The organism is Bacillus sp. M13(2017) (genome assembly GCF_002218325.1).
Classification (GTDB): Bacteria; Bacillota; Bacilli; order Bacillales; family Bacillaceae_G; genus Bacillus_A; species Bacillus_A thuringiensis_K.
On record NZ_KZ268500.1, the window covers coordinates 451998 to 467186 of the forward strand.

A 15189-nucleotide genomic window follows, 5' to 3' on the forward strand; every position below is an offset into this window, starting at 1 on the left:
TCTACACTGCGCTCCTCCTGGCTTCAGCGCCTGAATCTGCTCGGTTCTCTGAATCAAACGTGTATTTAGGAAGAAAGAAAATTCTGGTCTATGTTTTCATTCTCGAAATATGTATTTTTAGGAATTCTATAACTTTTTCTATACAAATAGTCGGAAAAACGCTAGAATACATGGTAGACCATTTTTGTAATAGGAGTGTAGAGCTGAATGTTACATCAATTTTCACGTAATGAATTAGCCTTCGGTAAAGAAGGACTTGAAATATTAAAAAATAGTACAGTCGGTATTTTAGGAATTGGCGGCGTAGGTTCTTTTGCAGCTGAAGCGTTAGCACGTTCTGGCGTAGGGCGTCTCGTATTAGTTGATAAAGACGTTGTAGATATTACAAACGTAAACCGTCAAATTCACGCTTTAGTATCTACTGTAGGGCGTTCAAAAGTAGAATTAATGAAAGAGCGTATCGCAGACATTAACCCAGAGTGTGAAGTAATTGGACTAGAAATGTTTTATACAGATGAAACATATGAAGAGTTCTTTAAGCACGGTTTAGACTTCGTAGTGGATGCATCTGATACGATTACGTTCAAAATTCATTTAATTAAACAGTGCTTACGTCGCAAAATTAAAATTATCTCAAGTATGGGTGCTGCAAATAAAATGGACCCAACTCGTTTCCGTATTGCAGATATCTCTAAAACACATACAGATCCAATTGCGAAAGTCATTCGTACGAAGCTTCGTAAAGAGGGTATTAAAAAAGGTGTAAAAGTTGTCTTTTCTGACGAAAACCCAATCGTAATTCGTGAAGAGGTACGTAAAGAAATTGTACCAGACGAAAATGCAAAAATTCGTAAAGCGAAATTACCGCCTTCATCAAATGCATTCGTACCATCAGTGGCAGGCCTAATTATGGCAAGTCACGTTGTACGTGAACGTATTAAAAACGTAGAAGTGAAGCGTGTAGGGCAAGAATAAAGTGAAAGCATATATCCATTTCGGATATATGCTTTTTTATATGTATTAAAGAAATATGGATATTTGCATCACTACTAGTTCAAATGTAAGTAAGGTTAGTAAGTAATAATCATATTTATCTGATTTATAGGCGGACGTCTTGTGTAGACTTTTAATGGTGAAAAGAGCTAAAGTCAGGATGAGAAGGCCAAGAGTTATTTTGAAGATTATGAATGAAATAGCAACCATCTCCCTTTAAAGATATATGTTTACAATAACATTTTAGTGAAAATTATCCAATAAACATTAGGAGTTTCCTTGTATGACAGGGAGGAGTGTTATTGTCAATCTTTGTCGAATCGTTGATATATTGCAAGTTGTGATAGAAATATTTGAAAAATCGTTAATATAATTTCATTTACCGACACGCGCATATATATGTACGCTTCACCAAAAACAAACAGGGATGTCACTCAGTTAAAAAAGTGACATCCCTGTTTTTAATTCTCTGCAGAATAAATAATATCTAAATTCCCGTTTTGATCAGTTTTGAAAATCGGGGCAATTTGCTCTTCTTGCTCTTCGACTGAAACAAGTTTTCGAGCACGATCCATAATTCGAACAAGCATCGCGTAATCTTCTTCGATTGCTTGTTGTTTTTTTGTGAGTACCGCTAATTTCGTTTCAAGTTCATGATTCGTTTTTTGCAGAGAAGTGAGCTGAGCTTGTAATACATCATTTTCAGTTTGCAACTTTGCAAGTGAAGGATTGTTATGTTCTAAATTTTGTAAAAATGAGATGACATTTTGCATTGTAAGATCTTGTTTACTTGGCGTAATATCTTCTGAAAAATCGGCGTCAATTACGAGTTGCTTCGTTTTTGTGAACCGATCTTTTTCTATATTAGCTTCAGAACGTTTTAATTCTTTACGTTGTTTTTTTGCAAGCTGCACCGCATCTTCGTAATTCGGTCTTACTTCAGCGTTCCATCTAAAGCCGCAAGCTGCTGAAGTCCGGTTCAACGCATCGCCAACTTCATCGAATGCTTTTATTTGTGTACTTCCGCTGCGAATATGTCGTAAAACAGTTTCTGCTAAAAGGAGATCATCTTCTTTTGTCCATGCATCTTGACGTGTTTTCATAAGCGAAGCCTCCATAATGGTGACGTTTTCGTTTATGTTACCCTTTATTTTTCGTTTTATTCGAAGTTTGTAATCTTTCATAAACAGTAGAAAGAGCTTGCTCAAATTTCCCTGTCGTTTTCGGTTTATAATATTGCTTGCTTTTTATTTTATCAGGTAAGTATTGTTGCCTTACCCAGCCGTTTGGATGGTCGTGTGGATATAAATATCCAATGCCTCTTCCAAGTGATTCTGCGCCTTTGTAATGACTATCTTTTAAATGGCTTGGAATGTCACCTGTTTGACCGTTGCGTAAATCGTGTAATGCAGCATCAAGTGCTTTATAAGCTGAATTTGATTTTGGTGATAAGCATAGCTCGATAACGGCATTTGCAAGTGGGATGCGTGCTTCTGGGAATCCAACTCGTTCAGCTGATTCAATTGCAGCTAGTGTACGTGGTCCAGCTTGTGGGCTAGCAAGTCCAATATCTTCATAAGCCATAATAAGAAGGCGTCTGCCAATACTTTGTAAATCACCTGCTTCAATAAGGCGTGCTAAATAATGGAGCGCTGCATTTACATCACTTCCGCGCACTGATTTTTGAAATGCTGATAATACGTCATAATGAGCATCGCCGCCTTTGTCGTGAACGAAGCTCTTCTTTTGTAAGCATTCTTCCGCAATCTCGAGTGTGATTTCAGCCGCTTGATCGTCTGTAGTAAAGCTAGATAATACAGCAAGCTCAAGTGCGTTATAAGCGGAACGCATATCACCACCAGAGGCGTTTGCAAAGTGATGTAGTGCTTCATCTGTTACCGTTACAGCATATTCTCCAAGGCCTTTTTCTTTATCTTCTAAAGCTCTTTTTAACCCAATTAAAATATCATCTTCTGTTAGTGCGTGTAATTCGAAAATTTGACACCTGCTTCGAATAGCGGAGTTTATTGCATGGAATGGATTACTTGTCGTTGCACCAATTAAAGTAAGAAGTCCGCTTTCTAAGTGAGGTAATAGAAAGTCTTGCTTTGCTTTATCTAGACGGTGAACTTCATCTAAAATTAAAACGAGGTGTCGATGCATCTTCGCTTCTTGTACGACAACTTCCATATCTTTTTTATTGTGAGTAACAGCATTCAATAGACGAAACGGGGTACCGGTACTTCCAGCAATTGCACTGGCAATGGATGTTTTTCCTGTACCTGGAGGACCGTATAAAATCATAGATTGAAAATGATTGGCTTGGACCATTCGCCATAAAATCTTTCCTTCACCAACTAAATGTTGTTGCCCAATAATTTCTTGAATATTTGTAGGGCGCATTCGATGTGCGAGTGGTTGTTTCATTTGGACCGTCTCCCTTAATATATAATCTCGTTCTATCGTATCATTTTTTTCTACGAAATTTGAAATAGGATGCTGTTTTATGGGAAAAATGAAGGATAATATTTTCATTTTTCTTTCAATTGTAATAATTTCCGAGTTTTTCAATGTGATTTTATGTTATCATTTTGATACACAAGTTGAAATTTCTTATAATACTATATTATGCTATAATTTCATAGGATTTTAAATTGTGTTCTTTTTATAAATAAGATATAACCAATAGAAGTGAAAATTTGAAACGAGGTGCAAAATAGATGAAGATTTCAACAAAAGGCCGCTATGGCTTAACAATTATGATTGATCTTGCAAAAAAGTTTGGTGAAGGTCCGATTTCATTAAAATCAATTGCGCAGGCGCATGACTTATCTGAACATTACTTAGAGCAATTAATTTCACCACTTCGTAACGCTCGTCTTGTAAAGAGTACGCGCGGGGCATATGGCGGATATGTATTATCTGATCAACCGGCTAACATTACAGCTGGGGATGTAATCCGTGTATTAGAGGGACCGATTAGTGTTGTAGAAATGATAGAAGAAGAAGAGCCAGCGCAGCGCCAGTTATGGATGCGTGTTCGTGATGCGGTGCAAGAAGTGTTAGATAGTACAACGTTAGAAGATTTAGTACGTTATGAGGAAGAAAATCACGGGGGCTATATGTTTTACATTTAATTCCTTGTGAAACGATTTGGAAAGAAGGAGATTTAATGGAACGCATTTACTTAGATCATGCTGCGACATCTCCGACTCACCCAGAAGTGGTCGAAAAGATGATTCCATATATGACAGAAATATTCGGGAACCCGTCTAGTATTCACTTTTATGGACGTCAAACTCGTCACACAGTAGATGAGGCGAGACGAGTGTGTGCACGCAGCATTCATGCGAATCCGAATGAAATTATATTTACGAGCGGTGGTACAGAAGCTGATAATTTAGCGCTTATAGGTGTAGCACGTGCGAATCGTCATAAAGGTAACCACATAATAACGACGCAAATTGAACATCATGCGATTTTGCATACGTGCGAATTGTTAGAGCGTGAAGGGTTTGAAGTGACATATTTACCTGTCGATGAAACAGGGCGCATTCAAGTTTCTGACATACAAAAGGCATTAACAGAAAAGACGATTCTTGTATCTGTTATGTTTGGGAATAATGAAGTAGGGACAATGCAACCGATTGTGGAAATAGGAAAGCTGTTAAAAGAGCATCAAGCTTATTTCCATACAGATGCGGTACAAGCTTACGGTTTAGTAGAAATTAATGTGAAAAAGTTTGGGATTGATTTATTATCAATTTCAGCTCATAAAATTAACGGGCCAAAAGGTATAGGTTTCTTATACGCTGGTGCAAATGTGAAATTTGAACCGTTATTAATAGGCGGAGAGCAAGAAAGAAAACGCCGTGCTGGTACGGAAAATGTTCCTAGTATTGCTGGGCTTCAGCATGCAATTCTTATAGCTGAAAAAACTCGTGAGCAAAAAAATGCCCAATATGAAGAGTTTAAAGATATAATGGTATCTGTCTTCAAAAATGAAGGCATTACTTTCGAGGTAAACGGAAACTTAGAACATCGCTTACCGCATGTACTTAATATAAGTTTTACAGGAATGAACATTGAACCGTTTCTTGTGAACTTAGACCTAGCTGGCATTTCAGTATCAAGTGGTTCTGCTTGTACAGCTGGTTCGATTGATCCATCACATGTATTAGTAGCGATGTTTGGAAAAGACTCCGATCAAATACGTTCATCCGTACGCTTTAGTTTTGGACTTGGAAATACGAAAGAGCAAATTGAAAAAGCGGCGTACGAAACAGTGAAAATCGTGAAGCGATTAACACAAAATTAGCATGGGAGGTGACATGATGAACAAACTACCTCACGAAACACGCGTTGTCATCGGAATGTCCGGTGGCGTCGATTCATCTGTAGCAGCACTTTTATTAAAAGAGCAAGGTTATGATGTAATCGGAATTTTTATGAAAAACTGGGATGATACAGATGAGAATGGTGTCTGCACAGCAACAGAAGATTACAATGATGTAATTGAAGTGTGTAACCAAATTGGTATTCCGTATTATGCAGTAAACTTTGAAAAACAATACTGGGATAAAGTATTTACGTACTTCTTAGATGAGTACCGAGCTGGTCGTACACCAAACCCAGATGTAATGTGTAATAAAGAAATTAAATTTAAAGCATTTTTAGAGCATGCAATTGCGCTTGGTGCGGATTATGTGGCAACAGGCCATTATGCACGCGTTGCTTATATGGACGGCGAATATAAAATGCTTCGCGGTGTTGATGATAATAAAGATCAAACATATTTCTTAAATCAATTAAGCCAAGAGCAATTATCAAAAACAATGTTCCCGTTAGGTGAATTAAAGAAACCGCAAATTCGTGAAATGGCGAAAGAAGCTGGTTTAGCGACAGCGGCGAAAAAAGATAGTACAGGTATTTGCTTCATTGGTGAGCGTAACTTTAAAGATTTCTTAAGTAACTACTTACCGGCACAACCAGGTGTAATGCAAACATTATCTGGTGAAGTGAAAGGGAAGCATGACGGTTTAATGTATTATACAATTGGACAACGTCATGGCCTTGGAATTGGTGGTAATGGTGATCCATGGTTTGCTGTTGGGAAAAACCTAAAAGAAAACATTTTATATGTTGATCAAGGATTCCATAACGAACTTCTATATGGTGATGAAGTTATTGCCACCAATGTAGGATGGGTAAGTAACAAAGAAAAAGAAACAGAATTTAAGTGCACGGCGAAATTCCGTTATCGTCAAGAAGACAATAAAGTAACGGTTCAAATCGTTGATGAAAATACAGTTCGTATTCTTTGTGATGAGCCAATTCGTGCAATTACACCAGGACAAGCAGTCGTTTTCTATGATGGAGATGAGTGCTTAGGCGGTGCTACAATTGATGAAGTATACCGTAGTGGTAAGAAATTGGATTATTTAGGATAAACGAGAAGCCTCTGCCGATTAGCGGTTAGAGGTTTCTTTTACATAAAGCGAATTTTCGTTCGCTTGGAAAATACATTCTTTGTTATAATTTGTTGTAGAGGTGAAGGACATGTCAAACAAACTTGAAACAGGTATTCAATATATGCAAGAAGGAAATTGGGAAGAAGCAGCTAAAAATTTTACAGAAGCAATCGAAGAAAATCCGAAAGATGCGCTGGGATACATTAATTTTGCAAATTTATTAGACGTATTAGGTGATAGTGAGCGAGCGATTTTATTTTATAAACGTGCACTAGAGTTAGATGATAAATCTGCAGCTGCCTATTATGGTTTAGGAAACGTATATTACGGCCAAGAGCAATTTAATGAGGCGAAAGCTGTATTTGAACAAGCAATGCAAGCTGGGTTACAATCAGCTGATGTAACATTTATGGTAGGTATCACACATGTGCAGCTTGGAAATGATCGTCTTGCACTACCATTCTTACAAAGAGCAACAGAATTAGATGAAAACGATGTAGAAGCTGTATTCCAGTGTGGACTTTGCTTCGCGCGACTAGAACACATTCAAGAGGCGAAACCTTATTTTGAAAAGGTATTAGAAATGGATGAAGAGCATGCAGATGCGTATTACAATTTAGGTGTTGCGTACGTATTTGAGGAAAATAATGAGAAGGCTCTCGCTTTATTTAAGAAAGCAACTGAAATTCAGCCAGATCACTTTTTAGCGGGGAATGGCATTCGTTTATTAGAGCAAGAAGCTGAATAAGATAAAAATATAGTTTAATGGGTAGTTATCCCTCATCTAAAAAGGTGGGGGATGTACTGCTCATTAAAGTGAAAATATCGGAAAGGAGAGGAAAGATGGGAAATCAACATGCAATGGATTTGTTTGAGGAAGAGAAAAAGTTTATAAAAGCGCAAGTTCTTCATACCATTTTCCACAACGAAGAAAACCTCTATTCCGTTGTCAGTATGAAAGTCATTGAAACGAATGAAATATATGACGAAAAGAAAGTAATGATAAACGGTCATTTTCCCCGCATGCATGAAGATGAAGTGTTTACATTGACAGGTCACTTTAAGGACCATCCAAAGTATGGAAAACAATATATGGTTGAAACATTTAAAAAAGAATTGCCGCAAACAAAAGCAGGTATGGTGCAATATTTAGCGAGTGATTTATTTAAAGGGATAGGAAAGCGTACAGCTGAAAAAATTGTGGACCATCTCGGAGAACATGCTATTTCGAAAATTATGGATGACCCTGAGGCATTAAATGGTGTTGTTAATAAACAAAAGGCTCAGGAAATATATGAGACAATTGTTGAACATCAAGGGCTAGAGAAAGTAATGAGCTTTTTAAATGGCTACGGTTTTGGAACGAAACTTTCTATTAAGATTTACCAGCAATATAAAGAGATGACATTAGAAGTGATTCGTAATAATCCGTATCAACTTATCGAAGAAGTGGATGGGATTGGTTTTGGAAGAGCGGATGATATAGGGCGTGCGTTAGGGATATCGGGTAATCATGACGACCGTGTACGCGCAGGATGTTTTTACACATTAGAGAATGTCTCATTACAACTTGGTCACGTTTATATGAGGAAAGATCAACTTGTAAGAGAAACGATGTCACTTTTAAACAATCAAGAAGGAAGAGTGACTGAGGAAGATATTATAGGTTGTATTGAAACGATGCAAAGCGAAGGGAAAGTCATCATAGAAGAAGAACGAGTGTATTTAGCAACGTTATTCTACTCTGAGAAAGGTGTTGTAAAGTCTATTCGCAGGCTTATGAATCAAGAAGAAACACCTTCATTTCCAGAAGCAGAAGTGTTAAAAACGTTAGGTGAAATTGAAGAACAACTGAACGTACAATATGCACCGTTTCAGCAAGAAGCAATTCAAACGGCACTTCATAAACCGATGATGTTATTGACAGGTGGACCAGGAACAGGGAAAACAACAGTTATTAAAGGGATTGTTGAAATGTATGCATCACTACACGGGTTATCGTTAAATCCGAATGAATACAGTGATGATAATCCATTTCCAATACTATTAACAGCTCCAACAGGAAGAGCAGCGAAGCGAATGAGTGAATCAACAGGACTTCCAGCTTGCACAATTCACCGTTTACTTGGTTGGACGCCAGAAGGATCGTTCCAGCGTAATGAAACGGATCCTGTCCAAGGTAAGCTCCTTATTATCGATGAATTTTCAATGGTTGATATTTGGCTTGCAAATCAGCTATTTAAGTCGTTGCCGACGAACATTCAAGTTATCGTTGTAGGTGATGAAGATCAGTTGCCATCTGTAGGACCTGGACAAGTATTAAAAGATTTATTAAATGCAGGCGCAGTTCCGACAGTGAAGCTTACTGAAATTTATCGTCAAGCGGAAGGCTCATCAGTGATTCAACTTGCCCATGCGATAAAAAATGGAACCCTACCACCAGATTTAGCACAAAATCAAAAAGATCGTTCATTTATCGGCTGTACAGGAGCTCAAATTGTTGAGGTTGTGAAAAAAGTTTGTGAAAATGCTAAAACAAAAGGCTTTAGCGCAAGAGATGTACAAGTATTAGCACCGATGTACCGCGGGCCTGCTGGTATTAATGTATTAAACGAAGCGCTGCAACAAGTATTTAATCCGAAGAGGGAAAAGAGTAAAGAAATTGCTTACGGTGATGTTGTGTACCGAAGAGGCGATAAAGTACTGCAACTCGTGAATCAGCCGGAGAGCCAAGTGTTTAATGGTGATATTGGGGAAATTGTTTCGGTGTTTTATGCGAAAGAAAACGTTGAGCAACAAGATATGATTATCGTTTCGTTTGATGGAATTGAGGTAACGTATACGAAGCCCGATTTAAATCAAATTACGCATGCATATTGTTGTTCCATTCATAAATCACAAGGTAGTGAATTTCCGATTGTTATTATGCCAATCGTGAGGAGTTACAACCGTATGTTACGTCGTAATTTAATTTACACGGGCATTACAAGAAGTAAGAAGTTCCTTATTATTTGCGGAGAGGAAGCAGCTTTCCAATCTGGTGTAAATCGCCTTGATGATGCAATGCGTCAAACAACCTTAGCTAGTCGCTTGCAAGAATCACAAGGAGAAGTACAGATGGTCACAGTTAATGGCGAGGAAATGGACGTGGAAAACATTTCACCGTATGATTTCATGTAACAAGGTGAAATTATATAGTGAAACTTTCAAACGCATAGCGTTGAAAGGCTCCAGCAATGTATAAATGAATGCAGTTTGGACATAATGGCGAATAGAATCTGGGAGACTGTAAGGAGATGAAAGCCATATGTTCATTTGTCCAAATTGCAAAGGGAAAGACATTGGAAAAATAGGTGTCAACCAATTTTATTGCTGGAATTGTTATATCGAATTATCGGTTTCAAAGGGGAAAATCCATACACATCAAGTTGAGGAAGACGGTTCATTAAGCTCTCTTGATGATTTATTTGATGAGAATGAAAGAACTATCGGATAACGAAAAGGGGGATTTACTTTGAATCTACGCAATTCATTAATCGCATTAGGTGTTGGAGCTGCAGCGTATCAATATGCTCGTAAACAAGATGTATTTTCAAAACGCAATATGAAAAAAGCACGTAAGATGATTAAGTCTTACTTATAATCATTTCGATAAAGTGAAAAACTCCCTTATAGACAAGGGAGTTTTTTTATGCACTCATATGTAAATAAAAAAGTCCGATTTCTGAGAAAAGATAAGATAGACCGTAGCAGCCAACGCCAAGTATTCCATACTGCCATAATTGCTTCGCTTTTTCTTTACGTGAAGAACGAATAAAGAACCCCTTCCAAATACCGAACCCGATACAAATCCATTCAAGAATCATAAAAAGTGCTGATAATCCAAGCATAAACAAAACCATAATTAGCCCTCCTGATTATATTAATTCATGCTGTATTCTCAGGGTGGTTGTCCTTGTTATGTTATTTATATGTACGTCTTTAAAAAACAGTATGGTCCGTATGAAAAGATTTTAAAAGTTTCGCACATAACCTACCCCATTTATTTTCAAAATAAAGGTGGAGGAGGTTTTTCATGTGAAGAATCTTAAAATCATTTGGATATATCGTTTAGGATTATTGTTACTTGTTTTTCTTTGTCTGCTCGTCTTTTTAAAAATTAAGCCGCTATGGGCACCGATTATTTTTGTATTTAAAGTAGCAATCACGCCGTTTCTTATCGCGTGTTTTATTGCGTATTTATTGCACCCTTTAATTGAAAAAATTCATAAGGAAGGGATGCCCCGTACACTTGCCATTTTGCTCATTTATATCCTTTTCTTTGGCGGAATTGGTTATGGGATTTATAAAGGAACACCAGTCGTTATTAAACAGTTACAAGAGATTAATGAACAATTTCCCCAGTTTACAAAGATGTACGATTCGTGGATGGATGGCGTTACAGAACAAACAGCGAATTTCCCTTCGTTCATTCATGAAAAGGTGAAACAACTTTTTGTGGGTGTGGAAATGAAGATTCAAGCGCTTTTAAATAAAGTGATGAGTACAGCTCGTGGTGTACTCGATTCATTGCTCATTATTTTCTTAATACCGTTCATTGTATTTTACATATTAAAAGATTATGGTGAGTTTTATCATATCTTTTGGAAACTAGTCCCAAGTAAATGGCGAGGTACGGGGCAAATGCTTGCGAAAGAAATTGATAAGTCACTTGGAAGTTATATTCGAGGACAGTTATTTGTTTGTTTAGTATTAGGGGGAGTATCAGCTCTTTCTTTTTGGTTTATCGGTATGAAATATCCATTATTGCTTGGCATTATTATTGGGGTAACGGATATAATCCCGTACTTCGGTCCTATTTTAGGAGCGATCCCGACCTTAATGATTGCAGCAACAGTATCAACGAGTTTACTTATTAAGGCGGGGATCACGATTGCGATTTTGCAATTTGTGGAGAGTAACATTTTATCGCCTTACATCGTTGGTAAGTCACTTCGTATGCATCCCGTTATTATTATGCTTGCCTTACTAGTTGGGGGAGAGGTAGCTGGGATTGTAGGATTGCTAATATCGGTTCCGATTTTAGCAGTTATTCGCACTGTCATTGTTCATGTGAGACCGCTCTTGAAAAAAGAAGATGTGTAAGTATAGAAGCCCTCTATGTAAGAAATAGAGGGCTAATCATATATTTATTTAGAAAGTTGCTCGTGTATTTTTTGAACGAGGGAGCTCACATCATTTGTTTGAATATGTTTTATTTTTTCCATTCGCTATCATACATAAATATAATTTGATTGTTGAAAAGACGCTTTTGTTCTTTTAAATTAGAAATTTTTGCGAAAGAGTACTCTTCAAATATTGGATTCTTACTTACATCTGGCCCATAAAAGAATAGCCTTTTGTTCGTTAAAATTAGCAATCCTGGCCTTGCGACGGAACGATAAATAAATATGTCTAATGAACATGCTGCGTAAAATAATATCGTTTCGTCAGTCGCTAATATGTTTTTAGCTTTGCTAAGTAAGGTTGTCATTGTAATCGCTCCTTTATTTTATTAACAATAATTTAATTATAGCAAAAAAAGTAATATTTAGAATTTTTATAAACCATTCTTATAAGGAGATTCCGATTTGTTAATAAACGCATAATATATGAAAAGGCTGTTAAGAATGAATAGTAGAATAGCTATGATTAATAAGCAATTAATACAATATAAATGATTATCTACATTGACAAACTTAAGAGAATTCTATTATATTTAGTCATATAATACATTAAATCAATGACGGAACAAGTACGTTACAGTCCATTTATAGAGAGAAGCTTCCATATGGCTGAAAGAAGCTTTAAATGAAGGGTAACAGAAAGCTAATCCTGAGAGCAGCTAATCACTGCCGTCTTGCCACGTTACGGCACCATGAGGTGATGAATTGATTGTTAATGTAATCAATTCATAATTAGGGTGGTATCGCGAGTTAACTCTCGTCCCTTTTATAGGGACGGGAGTTTTTTATATTTAAGGAGGAAAATATAATGAAACAACTAACAGGCGCACAAATTCGTCAAATGTTTTTAGACTTTTTCCAAGAAAAAGGACATGCAGTAGAACCTAGTGCATCACTAGTTCCACATGAAGATCCATCTCTTCTATGGATTAATAGTGGTGTAGCCACATTAAAAAAATATTTTGATGGACGTGTAATCCCACAAAATCCACGTATTACAAATGCTCAAAAATCAATTCGTACAAACGATATTGAAAACGTAGGGAAAACAGCTCGTCACCATACATTCTTTGAAATGTTAGGAAACTTCTCAATCGGTGATTACTTTAAAGAAGAAGCAATTACTTGGGCTTGGGAATTCTTAACGAGCGACAAATGGATCGGATTCGATAAAGAATTACTATCAGTTACAATCCATCCAGAAGATGAAGAAGCATTCAAAATTTGGAATGAGAAAATGGGCGTTCCAAAAGAGCGTATCATCCGTTTAGAAGAAAACTTCTGGGATATTGGTGAAGGACCAAGTGGACCGAATACAGAGATTTTCTATGACCGCGGAGAAGCTTACGGTAATGACTTTAGTGACCCAGAATTATATCCAGGCGGAGAAAACGAGCGTTACTTAGAAGTATGGAACCTTGTATTCTCTCAATTTAACCATAACCCAGACGGTTCATATACACCGCTTCCTAAGAAAAACATCGATACAGGGATGGGTCTAGAGCGTATGACATCTATCGTTCAAGATGTACCTACGAACTTTGACACAGACTTATTCATGCCGATGATTGGTGCAACAGAAACAATTTCTGGTGAAAAATATCGTAATGGTGACTTAGAAAAAGATATGGCGTTTAAAGTAATCGCTGACCATATCCGTACAGTAACATTCGCTGTTGGTGACGGCGCTCTTCCATCTAACGAAGGCCGTGGTTATGTATTACGTCGTTTATTACGCCGTGCTGTTCGTTACTCTAAGAAATTAAACATCAACCGTCCATTCATGTTTGAATTAGTAACGGTTGTTGGAGAAGTAATGAAAGACTTCTATCCAGAAGTACTTGAAAAGAAAGATTTCATCGCAAAAGTTGTGAAAAATGAAGAAGAGCGTTTCCACGAAACACTTCATGATGGTGAAGCAATTTTAGCTGAAGTTATCGCAAAAGCAAAAGAAGAAAAAACAACTGTTATTTCTGGAGTAGATGCGTTCCGTCTATATGACACATACGGTTTCCCAATTGAACTAACAGAAGAATATGCAGAAGAAGCTGGTATGACAGTTGATCAAGAAGGCTTTGAAAATGAAATGGAAAAACAACGTGAGCGCGCACGTGCTGCTCGTCAAGACGTTGATTCTATGCAAGTTCAAGGCGGTGTCCTTGGAGAAGTGAAAGTAGCGAGTGAGTTCGTTGGTTACGGTACAGTTGCAACAGAAAGTAACGTTGTTGCACTTGTGAAAAACGGCGAATACACAGACAGCTTACAAGCTGGTGAAGAAGGACAATTAATGCTTGATGTAACACCATTCTATGCTGAGAGCGGCGGACAAATTGCAGACCGTGGTTACCTTCTAGCTGACGGTGTGAAAGTTCTTGTAAAAGACGTACAAAAAGCACCAAACGGTCAAAACTTGCACAAAGTTGTTGTTGAAGAAGGTACATTAACGAAAGATGCAGCTGTGAAAGCTATTATCGATACGAAAAACCGTGGTAGCGTTGTGAAAAACCATACAGCAACTCACTTACTACACCAAGCATTAAAAGATGTACTTGGAACGCACGTTAACCAAGCAGGTTCTCTTGTAACTTCTGAACGTTTACGCTTTGACTTCTCTCACTTCGGTCAAGTACAAGCTGACGAATTAGAAAAAATTGAGCGTATCGTAAACGAGAAAATTTGGGAAAGTATTGATGTTGAGATTTCTCAAAAAGCAATCGAAGAAGCGAAAGAAATGGGTGCAATGGCATTATTCGGTGAAAAATACGGTGATGTTGTACGCGTTGTACAAGTTGGCGATTACAGCTTAGAGCTTTGTGGTGGTTGTCACGTTGATAATACAGCTTCTATCGGTATTTTCAAAATCGTTGCTGAGTCTGGTATCGGTGCAGGAACTCGTCGTATTGAAGCAGTAACTGGTAAGTCTGCATACGAATTAATGAACGATCAAGTAGGTTTATTAAAAGAAGCAGCAGGAAAAATGAAAACAAATCCGAAAGATATTTTAACAAGAGTTGATGGTCTATTTGCTGAAGTGAAACAACTGCAAAAAGAAAATGAATCTCTTGCTGCGAAATTAAGCAATATTGAAGCTGGAAACTTAACTGATTCTGTAATGACAGTTGATGGCGTAAACGTATTAGCGGCAAAAGTAAATGTTGCAGATATGAACAACTTACGTACGATGATGGATGACCTAAAAAATAAATTACAATCTGCAGTTGTCGTATTAGCGTCTGTAAATGATGACAAAGTAAACATCTTAGCTGGCGTAACGAAAGATTTAATTAGCCAAGGATACCATGCTGGTAAACTTGTGAAAGAAGTAGCTTCTCGTTGTGGCGGTGGCGGTGGTGGTCGTCCTGATATGGCACAAGCGGGCGGTAAAAACCCAGCGCAAGTTGAGGAAGCTTTAGCATTTGTACAAGAGTACGTTAAATCTGTTTCAAAATAAAGAGATAGTAGTGTACAATGGTAGGGAGAGGAGAAGTTCTTCTCCCTAT

Annotated in this window: 13 protein-coding genes, 1 pseudogene and 1 other annotated feature; of the genes and pseudogenes, 10 read left to right on the top strand and 4 right to left on the bottom strand. The window is 37.5% G+C overall.

Annotation, left to right across the window (positions count from 1 at the left end; translation table 11 throughout):
• Positions 1–207: 207 nt before the first annotated feature.
• Complete coding sequence (locus CGQ22_RS02595) at positions 208–975, top strand: tRNA threonylcarbamoyladenosine dehydratase (protein ID WP_000903177.1); 768 nt, start codon at positions 208–210, stop codon at positions 973–975.
• Between the two features lie 479 nt (positions 976–1454).
• Here CGQ22_RS02595 and CGQ22_RS02605 read toward each other — a convergent pair whose 3' ends face one another.
• Positions 1455–2096, bottom strand: coding sequence for an RsfA family transcriptional regulator (locus tag CGQ22_RS02605; RefSeq protein ID WP_000857709.1), 642 nt, complete (start codon positions 2094–2096; stop codon positions 1455–1457).
• A gap of 37 nt (positions 2097–2133) precedes the next feature.
• The gene (locus CGQ22_RS02610) at positions 2134–3420 is read right to left on the bottom strand and encodes a replication-associated recombination protein A (RefSeq protein WP_000812921.1); all 1287 of its coding nucleotides are present in this window, start codon (positions 3418–3420) and stop codon (positions 2134–2136) included.
• A gap of 293 nt (positions 3421–3713) precedes the next feature.
• Here CGQ22_RS02610 and cymR point away from each other — a divergent pair, with 293 nt between their 5' ends.
• From cymR to CGQ22_RS02645, 7 genes are all read left to right on the top strand, one after another.
• On the top strand, positions 3714–4130 hold the full coding sequence (cymR, locus tag CGQ22_RS02615; protein WP_000704116.1) for a cysteine metabolism transcriptional regulator CymR: 417 nt from the start codon (positions 3714–3716) through the stop codon (positions 4128–4130).
• 35 nt (positions 4131–4165) lie between these two features.
• Positions 4166–5311 (top strand): cysteine desulfurase family protein, encoded by a 1146-nt coding sequence (locus tag CGQ22_RS02620; protein WP_089148267.1) that lies wholly within the window; start codon positions 4166–4168, stop codon positions 5309–5311.
• A gap of 16 nt (positions 5312–5327) precedes the next feature.
• Positions 5328–6443: a tRNA 2-thiouridine(34) synthase MnmA gene (gene mnmA / locus CGQ22_RS02625; protein WP_001038010.1), complete on the top strand. Its 1116-nt coding sequence runs from the start codon at positions 5328–5330 to the stop codon at positions 6441–6443.
• A gap of 109 nt (positions 6444–6552) precedes the next feature.
• The gene (locus CGQ22_RS02630) at positions 6553–7212 is read left to right on the top strand and encodes a tetratricopeptide repeat protein (RefSeq protein ID WP_000066405.1); all 660 of its coding nucleotides are present in this window, start codon (positions 6553–6555) and stop codon (positions 7210–7212) included.
• Positions 7213–7307: 95 nt separating this feature from the next.
• Positions 7308–9644: an SF1B family DNA helicase RecD2 gene (gene recD2, locus CGQ22_RS02635; RefSeq protein ID WP_089148268.1), complete on the top strand. Its 2337-nt coding sequence runs from the start codon at positions 7308–7310 to the stop codon at positions 9642–9644.
• 127 nt (positions 9645–9771) lie between these two features.
• Positions 9772–9960 carry a hypothetical protein gene (locus CGQ22_RS02640; protein ID WP_000469281.1) on the top strand — a complete coding sequence of 63 codons (189 nt, stop codon included), beginning with the start codon at positions 9772–9774 and terminating at the stop codon, positions 9958–9960.
• 18 nt (positions 9961–9978) lie between these two features.
• Entirely contained in the window at positions 9979–10107 is a 129-nt protein-coding gene (locus CGQ22_RS02645; protein ID WP_001053553.1) for a YrzQ family protein, read from the top strand.
• A 46-nt stretch (positions 10108–10153) separates the two neighbouring features.
• Here the strand turns inward: CGQ22_RS02645 and CGQ22_RS02650 are convergent, their stop codons facing one another.
• On the bottom strand, positions 10154–10366 hold the full coding sequence (locus tag CGQ22_RS02650) for a hypothetical protein (protein ID WP_000242539.1): 213 nt from the start codon (positions 10364–10366) through the stop codon (positions 10154–10156).
• A gap of 175 nt (positions 10367–10541) precedes the next feature.
• On the opposite strand from CGQ22_RS02650, the gene CGQ22_RS02655 reads away from it, so the two are divergent.
• Positions 10542–11609 carry an AI-2E family transporter gene (locus CGQ22_RS02655; protein ID WP_089148269.1) on the top strand — a complete coding sequence of 356 codons (1068 nt, stop codon included), beginning with the start codon at positions 10542–10544 and terminating at the stop codon, positions 11607–11609.
• A gap of 44 nt (positions 11610–11653) precedes the next feature.
• Here CGQ22_RS02655 and CGQ22_RS02660 read toward each other — a convergent pair.
• Positions 11654–11997 (bottom strand): annotated as a pseudogene (locus CGQ22_RS02660) (PH domain-containing protein).
• A gap of 240 nt (positions 11998–12237) precedes the next feature.
• Positions 12238–12457: a binding site (T-box leader), on the top strand.
• Between the two features lie 40 nt (positions 12458–12497).
• Here CGQ22_RS02660 and alaS point away from each other — a divergent pair.
• The gene (gene alaS / locus CGQ22_RS02665) at positions 12498–15140 is read left to right on the top strand and encodes an alanine--tRNA ligase (RefSeq protein WP_089148271.1); all 2643 of its coding nucleotides are present in this window, start codon (positions 12498–12500) and stop codon (positions 15138–15140) included.
• Positions 15141–15189 lie beyond the last annotated feature (49 nt).